Source organism: Kitasatospora sp. NPDC002227 (genome assembly GCF_040296285.1).
GTDB lineage: Bacteria > Actinomycetota > Actinomycetes > Streptomycetales > Streptomycetaceae > Kitasatospora.
The window spans coordinates 23,679-33,644 of sequence record NZ_JBEOWY010000072.1; the positions used below are offsets into that span (position 1 = coordinate 23,679).

Here is a 9,966-nt window from a genome sequence, read left to right on the forward strand (position 1 = left end):
AGGACCCGGATTCAGGTGAGGACGAGTGACGGAGACCACGGGCTCCACCGCAACGCCTGAGAGCGGCAACCCCGAGGGTGCCGCGGGCGTGAACGACGCGGTCCCTGCCGACGCCGAGGAGAACCTCTCCCGTCGCGACCGCAAGCGGGCCAAGAAGGCCGACGGCGGCGACGGCGCCAAGGGCGGCGGCAAGCGCGCGAAGAAGAGCTTCTTCGCCCGGGCCGCGCTCTTCTACCGCCAGATCATCGCCGAGCTCCGCAAGGTCGTCTGGCCGACCCGCAGCGAGCTCATGCAGTACACCAGCGTGGTCGTGACCTTCGTCGTCGTGATCATGGGCATCGTGGCCGGCATGGACTACGGGCTCTCCAAGCTCAGCCTGTGGATCTTCGGCTGAGTCGCGCCACTCGAACAAAGCTTTCACCCTCGACCCGGGTTGCCACCAGACACGTTCTGGCGGAGCCCGGGTCGAGCCGTCTGCGCGGACCGGATGAGGCCAGTACCGTTGACTCGGTACTGTTGAGTCAACCGAGTCTCTTCCGCGCGTGCCCCCCAGCTCGCCGGTGGCCCGGGGCCGTTCCATCTACATCCCAGGAAAGAAGCAGCCACAGTGTCTGAGTCCCCCCTGTACGACGCCGACGAGACCGTCCGCGAGGCGGATGTCGCCGCCGAGCTGGACGCGGCTGAGGCTGCTGACGCCGAGGCCGCCGAGCAGATCCTCGACGGCGCCGACTCCGACGAGGACGAGGTTCAGGCTGCGGACGAGGCGTTCGAGCCGGCCGAGGAGGCCGCGCTGCACGTCGAGACCGAGGACGAGCTCGCCGAGGAGGAGGCCGAGGAGGCCGCCGCCGAGGTCGAGGCCGTCGAGGAGGTCGAGGTCGACCCGGTCGCCGAGTTCCGCGAGAAGCTGCGCACCGCGCCGGGTGAGTGGTACGTCATCCACACCTACGCGGGCTACGAGAACCGGGTCAAGCAGAACCTGGAGCAGCGCGCGATCTCCCTCGACGTCGAGGACCGCATCTTCCAGGCCGAGGTGCCGCAGGAGGAGGTCGTCCAGATCAAGAACGGCGACCGCAAGACGATCCGCCAGAACAAGCTCCCCGGCTACGTGCTGGTCCGCCTCGACCTGGACGCCGAGTCCTGGGGCGTCGTCCGCAACACCCCGGGTGTCACCGGCTTCGTCGGCAACGCCTACGACCCGTACCCGCTGACCCTGGACGAGGTCGTCAAGATGCTCGCCCCGGACGTGGAGCGCCAGGCCGCCCGCGAGGCCGGCAAGGCCAGCCCGGTCCGCCCGGTCGAGATCCAGGTGCTCGACTTCGAGGTCGGCGACTCCGTCACCGTCACCGACGGTCCGTTCGCCACCCTGCAGGCGACCATCAACGAGATCAACCCGGACTCGAAGAAGGTCAAGGGCCTGGTCGAGATCTTCGGCCGTGAGACCCCGGTCGAGCTCTCCTTCGACCAGATCCAGAAGAACTAGTACAGAGCTTCGGATGAGGGCGGGGCCACGGCTCCGCCCTCAATCCGTTTTGGTCCAGCGGCGCATCCGCGTTAGCCTGGGCGGATGTGTGCCGTGCGTCCGGTTGTCGCTCCGGGCGGGCACGCATCAACACCCACCTCTCAGAAGGACCCGGAGAGAGCATGCCTCCCAAGAAGAAGAAGGTCACTGGGCTCATCAAGCTCCAGATCAACGCCGGTGCGGCCAACCCCGCCCCGCCCGTTGGCCCGGCGCTCGGTCAGCACGGTGTCAACATCATGGAGTTCTGCAAGGCCTACAACGCTGCGACCGAGTCGCAGCGCGGCATGATCGTGCCGGTGGAGATCACGGTCTACGACGACCGTTCCTTCACCTTCATCACGAAGACGCCGCCGGCCGCGCGCCTCATCCTGAAGGCCGCGGGCGTGGACAAGGGCTCCCCGGAGCCGCACAAGACCAAGGTGGCCAAGCTCAACGCCGCCCAGGTCCGTGAGATCGCCACGCTCAAGATGCCCGACCTGAACGCCAACGACATCGAGGCCGCCGAGAAGATCATCGCCGGCACCGCCCGTTCCATGGGCATCACCGTCGAGGGCTGACAGCCTCCCGTCATCACCCCCCGTGGTAGGGCCGGGCGCGGTCCACACCACAACTCCATTCACCTTCAGGAGAAGCAGTGAAGCGCAGCAAGGCTCTGAAGGCCGCGGACGTCAAGGTCGACCGCAGCCGCATCTACGCTCCCCTCGAGGCCATCCGCCTCGCCAAGGAGACCTCCACCACCAAGTTCGACGGCACCGTCGAGGTCGCCATGCGTCTGGGCGTCGACCCGCGCAAGGCCGACCAGATGGTCCGCAGCACCGTGATCCTCCCGCACGGCACCGGTAAGACCGCTCGGGTCCTGGTCTTCGCGACCGGCGAGCGTGCCGAGGCCGCGCGTGCTGCGGGCGCCGACATCGTCGGCTCGGACGAGCTCATCGACGAGGTCGCCAAGGGCCGTCTGGACTTCGACGCCGTCGTCGCCACCCCGGAGCTCATGGGCAAGGTCGGCCGCCTCGGCCGCGTGCTCGGCCCCCGTGGCCTGATGCCGAACCCGAAGACCGGCACCGTGACCCCGGACACCGCCAAGGCTGTGACCGAGATCAAGGGCGGCAAGATCGAGTTCCGCGTCGACAAGCACTCGAACCTGCACTTCATCATCGGGAAGACCTCCTTCTCCGACGAGCAGCTGGTCGAGAACTACGCCGCCGCGCTGGAGGAGGTCCTCCGGGCCAAGCCCTCCGCCGCCAAGGGTCGCTACATCAAGAAGACCGCCGTCTCCACCACCATGGGCCCCGGCATCCAGGTCGACCCGAACCGCACCCGCAACTTCATGGTTGAGGAGGACCCGGCCGCCGTCTGAGTCTGAGACTCAGGCTCGGTAGCCGCGTTCCGCACCGACGGGCCCGCACCCCCTCGCAGGGGGTGCGGGCCCGTCGGCTTCTCCCCGGTTGCTAGAGTCCGCAGCCAGTGGCGGATGAGAGCAAGAGGGGGGTCTGCTGTGCGTAACGTGCGAACGGCTGCGGCCATGGTGGTCGCGGCGGTACTGGTGAGCGGGCTCGCGGCCTGCGGCAGCGCGGCCGGCGGCAAGGACCAGGCCAAGAGCGCGGCCGCCTCGGGCGCCTCCTCCGCGGCGTCGGCCGCGGGCTCCGGCTCGGCGGCCCCCTCGGGCGGTGCCTCGGGCTCCGCAGGCGGCGGTGCGGCGGTGAAGACCGACGGGCTGGGCGCCAAGGAGCTGCTGCTGGCCTCGGCCACCGTGATGGAGAAGGCGGGCAGCGCCAAGCTCACCATGACCGGCAGCACCCCTGGCGCGAGCGGCACCGGCGTGTACAGCTGGAAGGCGCCCGCCGCGTTCCAGCTCACCCTGAACACCAGCGAGGGGCCGGGCAAGCTGCTGGTGACCGCCGACCAGCTCTACCTCGGGGTGGACGACGAGACCGCGGCCGACATGGGCGGCAAGCACTGGCTCAAGCTCGACCCCAAGGCGGCCGGCCAGGGCGCCCCGGGCGGCGAGGACGCCGGTTCGCTCACCGCCATGCTGCAGACCCTCAACCCGGCCGTGCAGCTGACCGCCAACGCGCTCGGCGGCAAGCTCAGCAAGGTCGGCGCCGAGCAGGTCGGCGGGGTGGCCACCACCCACCTGCGCAGCGAGCTGCCGGTGGAGAGCCTGGTGAACGGCATGCCGGGCCTGGGCGAGGACGTCAAGAAGCTGGTGATCGGCACGCTGAAGAAGAACCGGGCGAGCGTCACCACGGACTTCTGGATCAGCGGCAACGGCGAACTGGTCCAGCAGACGAGCGACAACGTGGGCAACGGCAGCAAGGACCCGGTGACCGTCGGGTACGGCGCGCTCGGCAGCGCGGCCACCGTCACGGCCCCGGCGCCCGGCGATGTGATGAGCTTCGCGGACATGCTGAAGTAGGCCCATGGAGTACGGAGCGGTGCGACGGGTGCGAGCGGGTCGGGCGGGGCGGCGGACGGCGGTGGCCGGGCTGCTGCTGGCACTGGTGACGGCCTGCGGCAGCTCGCCGCAGGCCGGGCCGCAGCCGAGCGGGCCGTCCGCCACCTCGGCCACCCCCTCGGCGGAGGCCACCCCCACCGACCGCTCGCCGCACGGGGTGCTGCTCTCGGCCCAGCTGGCCGCGCACACCGCCCGCCGGGCCCGCTTCAGCAGCCTGCTGGGCGGCAGCGCCGCGACCGGCATGCTCTTCTGGGCCCCCAAGACGGTGCTCCAGCTCCAGCGAACCGGCGCCACCGAGCAGCTGGTGGTGCTCGACACCACCGCCTACCTCGGCGGCGACCAGGCCACCGCGGCCCGGCTCGGCGGCCGGCACTGGGAGCGCTGGGCGGGCCCGGCCGGCCCGGACGGCCAGCGCGAGGTGCCGTACGCGGGCCTGGTGGACCGGCTCAGCCCGGTGGTGGCGCTCACCGCCGCCGCGGCGGCCGAGCAGCCGGAGCTGCTGGGCGAGGAGAAGCTCGGCGAGGCCACCGCCCAGCACTACCGCGTCACCACCACGGTCACGGCCTACGCGGCGGCCCAGACCCAGCTCGCTCCGGCCCGCCGCGAGGCTCTGCGCACTGCCCTGGCGGCCGGCGGGGTCACCGAGCTGACCCTGGACCTCTGGCTCGGCAGCAGCGACGAGCTCCTCCAGCTCCGCCGCACCGGCACCGGCCCCACCGCCAAGGTGGACGACACCGTCCGCTTCAGCGACTACGCCGGCGGCACCCTCGCCGTCCAGGCCCCGGCCGAGGCCGACACCCTGGACAGCGCGGGGCAGACCCTGCCGGACGTGCTCGGGAGGAGCTGATCCGGTCCGGCCCGACCGGTGCTGATTTGGTGCAGCGGTAGTGGTCGGGTACGGTAGTCGAAGCCAAAGACCGCTGGTTGTCGTGCTGTCCCGCAAGGGTCGGCAGACCGAAGGATCTGCGCTCAGTCGCAGGCAGCCCGCGCAGGAGTGTTTGGAGCTTGGACTTCCGGTCCGCGCGGTTCGCCGTCGGCCCGTCGAGGTCTTCTAGAGCCCCGTGCGCCTGCGCACCGGGGCTCTCACTGTTTCTGCAGGGGCTTCCTTCGTCCGGTGTGTCCGAGGCGGGAATGGTCGACACTCGCGGTCGGCCCGACTTCGACATCACGGAAGGAGGCGTACGCCCATGGCTAGGCCCGACAAGGCTGCTGACGTCGCGCAGATCACGGACAAGTTCCGTGCTTCCAACGCGGCTGTGCTGACCGAGTACCGCGGTCTCACGGTGAAGCAGCTCAAGACGCTCCGCCGCTCGCTCGGCGAGAACGCCGAGTACGCCGTGGTGAAGAACACGCTGACCAAGATTGCGGCCAACGAGGCCGGGATCGACACGCTGGACGACCTGTTCGCTGGTCCGACGGCGGTCGCCTTCGTCACCGGTGACCCGGTGGAGTCGGCGAAGGCTCTGCGTGACTTCGCCAAGGAGAACCCCGCTCTCGTCATCAAGGGCGGTGTCCTTGACGGCAAGGCGCTGTCCGCCGACGAGATCAAGAAGCTCGCGGACCTCGAGTCCCGCGAGGTTCTGCTCGCCAAGCTGGCGGGTGCCATGAAGGCCAAGCCCTCCCAGGCTGCCGCGCTCTTCCAGGCCCTGCCCTCGAAGCTCGTCCGCACCGTGGACGCTCTTCGCGAGAAGGTCGAGCAGGGCGGTGCCGGTACGCCGGCTCCCGCCGCCGAGGACGCCGCGGCCGAGTAATTCGGCCGAGGCTCACCCCTCGCAGCGGGCCCGCGCCCGCCATCCCCGTACATACCGGCACCACCTGCCGATTTAGTGGAAGGACGCCATCATGGCGAAGCTGTCCCAGGACGAGCTGCTCGAGCAGTTCGCTGACATGACCCTCATCGAGCTCTCCGCGTTCGTCTCCGCGTTCGAGGAGAAGTTCGACGTCACCGCCGCCGCCCCGGCCGCCGCGGTCGTCATGGCCGGCCCGGCCGGTGGCGCCGAGGCCGTTGAGGAGCAGGACGAGTTCGACGTCATCCTCGACGGCGCCGGCGACAAGAAGATCCAGGTCATCAAGGAGGTGCGCGCCCTCACCTCCCTCGGCCTGAAGGAGGCCAAGGACCTCGTCGACACCGCTGGTGCCAAGGTTCTCGAGAAGGTCGCCAAGGACGTTGCCGAGAAGGCCAAGGCCCAGCTCGAGGGCGCCGGCGCCAAGGTCACCGTCAAGTGACTTCTCGCCCCCTCTGAGGGGGCTTGAGGGCCGGGCCGATCACCCCCTGTGGGTGGTCGGCCCGGCCTTTGTCGTTCCGGCGGGCAGCTGACCGCCGAACGGACTTCGTCAGTCCGGGTGGCTGGGTCTCGGCCACTGTCGGCGGGGCCGGGTATGGTGATCGCTGTCGTCAGGGCACCCCTCACCACGGCTTCTGTAACGCCGGAGGGCCGCCGGGCGATGTACGGCGTGAGGTCCACGCTCCGGTGTGGGCCTTGACGAACGACAGCGGGAGCGCGATTCTCAAAGCGCGCGCCCCACGTCGGGGTGGGCTTCCGTTCGGTCCCGTTCTGGATGCATATTCAGGGCCGGGGCTGGGAAGTGACACCACGTGAGGTTGCGGCGGCCCGGGCTCGGCCCGGGTCGACGGTTGTACGAGGAGGGAGCGTCCGATTCGGTCTCCGAATCAGGGCTTGTCAGCAGTGTGCCTTTTGGCTACACTGTCCCTTTGCGCTGCCTGTTAGCTGTTCCGTGACTCGTCGCCCGGAGCAGTCGCTGGTTTGACCTGGGACTTTCTCTCCGGAGTGGCTCTCGGCAAGGCCCGGCCGGTATGCGCGTAGTGAGCTCCGAGCCCTCGGAAGGACCCCCCTCTTGGCCGCGCCGCGCAACGCCTCGAACAACGCCAATTCCACCGCCCCGCTCCGCGTCTCCTTCGCGAAGATCAAGGAGCCCCTCGAGGTCCCGAACCTCCTCGCCCTGCAGACCGAGAGCTTTGACTGGCTGCTCGGCAATGCGGCCTGGAAGTCCCGGGTCGAGGCGGCCCTGGAGAGTGGTCAGGACGTCCCCACCAAGTCCGGTCTGGAGGAGATCTTCGAAGAGATCTCCCCGATCGAGGACTTCAGTGGGTCGATGTCGCTGACCTTCCGCGACCACCGTTTCGAGCCGCCGAAGAACTCCATCGACGAGTGCAAGGACCGCGACTTCACGTTCGCGGCCCCGCTCTTCGTCACCGCCGAGTTCACCAACAACGAGACCGGTGAGATCAAGTCTCAGACGGTCTTCATGGGCGACTTCCCGCTCATGACCCACAAGGGCACGTTCGTGATCAACGGCACCGAGCGTGTCGTCGTCTCGCAGCTGGTCCGCTCCCCGGGTGTGTACTTCGACTCCACCCTGGACAAGGTGTCCGACAAGGACATCTACTCCGCCAAGGTCATCCCCTCGCGTGGTGCCTGGCTGGAGATGGAGATCGACAAGCGCGACATGGTCGGTGTCCGCATCGACCGCAAGCGCAAGCAGTCGGTCACCGTGCTGCTCAAGGCCCTCGGCTGGACCAACGAGATGATTCTCGAGGAGTTCGGCGAGTACGAGTCGATGCGCGCCACCCTGGAGAAGGACCACACCCAGGGCCAGGACGACGCGCTCCTGGACATCTACCGCAAGCTGCGTCCGGGCGAGCCGCCGACCCGTGAGGCCGCGCAGACCCTGCTCGAGAACCTCTACTTCAACCCGAAGCGCTACGACCTCGCGAAGGTCGGCCGCTACAAGGTGAACCGCAAGCTGGGCAACGCCGAGTCCCTGGACTCCGGCGTGCTCACCGAGCCGGACATCATCAACACGATCAAGTACCTGGTGAAGCTCCACGCGGGCGAGACCGAGTGGCGTGACGCCGAGGGCCGCGACATCGTGGTCGAGGTCGACGACATCGACCACTTCGGCAACCGCCGCCTGCGCAACGTCGGCGAGCTGATCCAGAACCAGGTCCGTACGGGTCTCGCCCGTATGGAGCGCGTCGTGCGCGAGCGCATGACCACCCAGGACGTCGAGGCGATCACGCCGCAGACCCTGATCAACATCCGGCCGGTCGTCGCCTCCATCAAGGAGTTCTTCGGCACCAGCCAGCTGTCGCAGTTCATGGACCAGACGAACCCGCTGTCGGGCCTGACCCACAAGCGCCGTCTGTCCGCCCTCGGCCCCGGTGGTCTGTCCCGTGAGCGGGCCGGCTTCGAGGTCCGAGACGTGCACCCCTCGCACTACGGCCGCATGTGCCCCATCGAGACCCCTGAAGGCCCGAACATCGGTCTGATCGGCTCGCTGGCCTCGTACGGCCGGGTCAACGCGTTCGGTTTCATCGAGACCCCGTACCGCAAGGTCATCGAGGGTGTCGTCACCGAGCAGGTCGACTACCTGACCGCCGACGAGGAGGACCGCTTCGTCATCGCGCAGGCCAACGCCCCGCTGACGGCGGAGCTGACCTTCGCCGAGCCGCGTGTCCTGGTCCGCCGCCGTGGCGGCGAGATCGACTACATCCCGGGCTCCGAGATCGACTACATGGACGTCTCGCCGCGCCAGATGGTGTCGGTCGCGACCGCCATGATCCCCTTCCTCGAGCACGACGACGCCAACCGCGCGCTCATGGGCTCCAACATGATGCGTCAGGCGGTGCCGCTGCTGAAGAGCGAGGCTCCGCTGGTCGGCACCGGCATGGAGTACCGCTGCGCCGTCGACGCCGCGGACGTCATCACCGCCGAGAAGGCCGGTGTCGTCCAGGAGGTCTCGGCCGACTACGTCACCGTGGCGAACGACGACGGCACGTACACCACGTACCGCGCCGCCAAGTTCACCCGCTCCAACCAGGGCACCGCCTTCAACCAGAAGGTCCTGGTGGACGAGGGCGCCCGCGTCGAGGTCAACCAGGTGCTGGCCGACGGCCCCTGCACCGACGAGGGCGAGATGGCCCTCGGCAAGAACCTCCTCGTGGCGTTCATGTCCTGGGAGGGTCACAACTACGAGGACGCGATCATCCTGTCGCAGCGCCTCGTGCAGGACGACGTCCTCTCCTCGATCCACATCGAGGAGCACGAGGTCGACGCCCGTGACACCAAGCTGGGCCCCGAGGAGATCACCCGGGACATCCCGAACGTCTCCGAGGAGGTCCTCGCCGACCTCGACGAGCGCGGCATCATCCGGATCGGCGCCGACGTCGTCACCGGCGACATCCTGGTCGGCAAGGTCACCCCGAAGGGTGAGACCGAGCTGACCCCGGAGGAGCGCCTGCTCCGCGCGATCTTCGGCGAGAAGGCCCGTGAGGTCCGCGACACCTCGCTGAAGGTGCCGCACGGTGAGTCCGGCAAGGTCATCGGCGTCCGCGTCTTCGACCGCGAGGAGGGGGACGAGCTTCCCCCGGGCGTGAACCAGCTGGTCCGCGTCTACGTCGCCCAGAAGCGCAAGATCACCAACGGTGACAAGCTCGCCGGCCGTCACGGCAACAAGGGTGTCATCTCCAAGATCCTCCCGGTCGAGGACATGCCGTTCCTCGAGGACGGCACCCCGGTCGACATCATCCTCAACCCGCTGGGTGTCCCGTCCCGAATGAACCCGGGGCAGGTCCTGGAGATCCACCTCGGGTGGCTCGCCAAGCAGGGTTGGGACGTCTCCGGCCTCGCCGACGAGTGGGCCCAGCGCCTGCAGGCGATCGGCGCCGACACGGTCACCGGTGGCACCAACCTCGCCACCCCCGTCTTCGACGGCGCCCGCGAGGACGAGATCACCGGTCTGCTGGACAACACCACGCTCACCCGTGACGGTGAGCGCCTGGTGAACTCCACCGGTAAGGCCCGCCTGTTCGACGGCCGCTCCGGCGAGCCGTTCCCGATGCCGGTCTCGGTCGGCTACATGTACATCCTCAAGCTGCACCACCTGGTCGACGACAAGCTGCACGCCCGTTCGACCGGTCCGTACTCGATGATCACCCAGCAGCCGCTCGGTGGTAAGGCGCAGTTCGGTG

Annotated in this window: 9 protein-coding genes; all 9 read left to right on the forward strand. The window is 68.9% G+C overall.

Annotation, left to right across the window (positions count from 1 at the left end; genetic code table 11):
• Positions 1-25: 25 nt before the first annotated feature.
• Complete coding sequence (gene secE / locus ABT095_RS36280; protein ID WP_502885129.1) at positions 26-394, forward strand: preprotein translocase subunit SecE; 369 nt, start codon at positions 26-28, stop codon at positions 392-394.
• 213 nt (positions 395-607) lie between these two features.
• Positions 608-1,480 carry a transcription termination/antitermination protein NusG gene (gene nusG / locus ABT095_RS36285; protein ID WP_502885130.1) on the forward strand — a complete coding sequence of 291 codons (873 nt, stop codon included), beginning with the start codon at positions 608-610 and terminating at the stop codon, positions 1,478-1,480.
• 161 nt (positions 1,481-1,641) lie between these two features.
• Positions 1,642-2,076, forward strand: a complete 435-nt coding sequence (gene rplK, locus ABT095_RS36290; protein WP_350533868.1) for a 50S ribosomal protein L11 — start codon at positions 1,642-1,644, stop codon at positions 2,074-2,076.
• A gap of 77 nt (positions 2,077-2,153) precedes the next feature.
• Positions 2,154-2,876, forward strand: a complete 723-nt coding sequence (gene rplA, locus ABT095_RS36295; protein ID WP_350533869.1) for a 50S ribosomal protein L1 — start codon at positions 2,154-2,156, stop codon at positions 2,874-2,876.
• Between the two features lie 138 nt (positions 2,877-3,014).
• A complete protein-coding gene (locus tag ABT095_RS36300) occupies positions 3,015-3,935 on the forward strand; it encodes an SCO4651 family lipoprotein (protein ID WP_350533870.1) in 921 nt (306 codons plus the stop codon).
• 28 nt (positions 3,936-3,963) lie between these two features.
• Positions 3,964-4,821: an SCO4651 family lipoprotein gene (locus ABT095_RS36305; protein ID WP_350533871.1), complete on the forward strand. Its 858-nt coding sequence runs from the start codon at positions 3,964-3,966 to the stop codon at positions 4,819-4,821.
• 340 nt (positions 4,822-5,161) lie between these two features.
• Complete coding sequence (gene rplJ, locus ABT095_RS36310) at positions 5,162-5,725, forward strand: 50S ribosomal protein L10 (RefSeq protein ID WP_350533872.1); 564 nt, start codon at positions 5,162-5,164, stop codon at positions 5,723-5,725.
• Between the two features lie 91 nt (positions 5,726-5,816).
• Complete coding sequence (gene rplL, locus ABT095_RS36315; RefSeq protein WP_350533873.1) at positions 5,817-6,200, forward strand: 50S ribosomal protein L7/L12; 384 nt, start codon at positions 5,817-5,819, stop codon at positions 6,198-6,200.
• A gap of 630 nt (positions 6,201-6,830) precedes the next feature.
• On the forward strand, positions 6,831-9,966 hold a 3,136-nt coding region (rpoB, locus tag ABT095_RS36320; protein WP_350533874.1), incomplete at its 3' end, for a DNA-directed RNA polymerase subunit beta.

Excerpts from the sequence above, each read along its gene's own strand:
- rplK (WP_350533868.1), top strand. The coding sequence starts at position 1,642 with ATGCCTCCCAAGAAGAAGAAGGTCACTGGGCTCATCAAGCTCCAGATC.
- rplJ (WP_350533872.1), top strand. The coding sequence starts at position 5,162 with ATGGCTAGGCCCGACAAGGCTGCTGACGTCGCGCAGATCACGGACAAG.
- rplL (WP_350533873.1), top strand. The coding sequence starts at position 5,817 with ATGGCGAAGCTGTCCCAGGACGAGCTGCTCGAGCAGTTCGCTGACATG.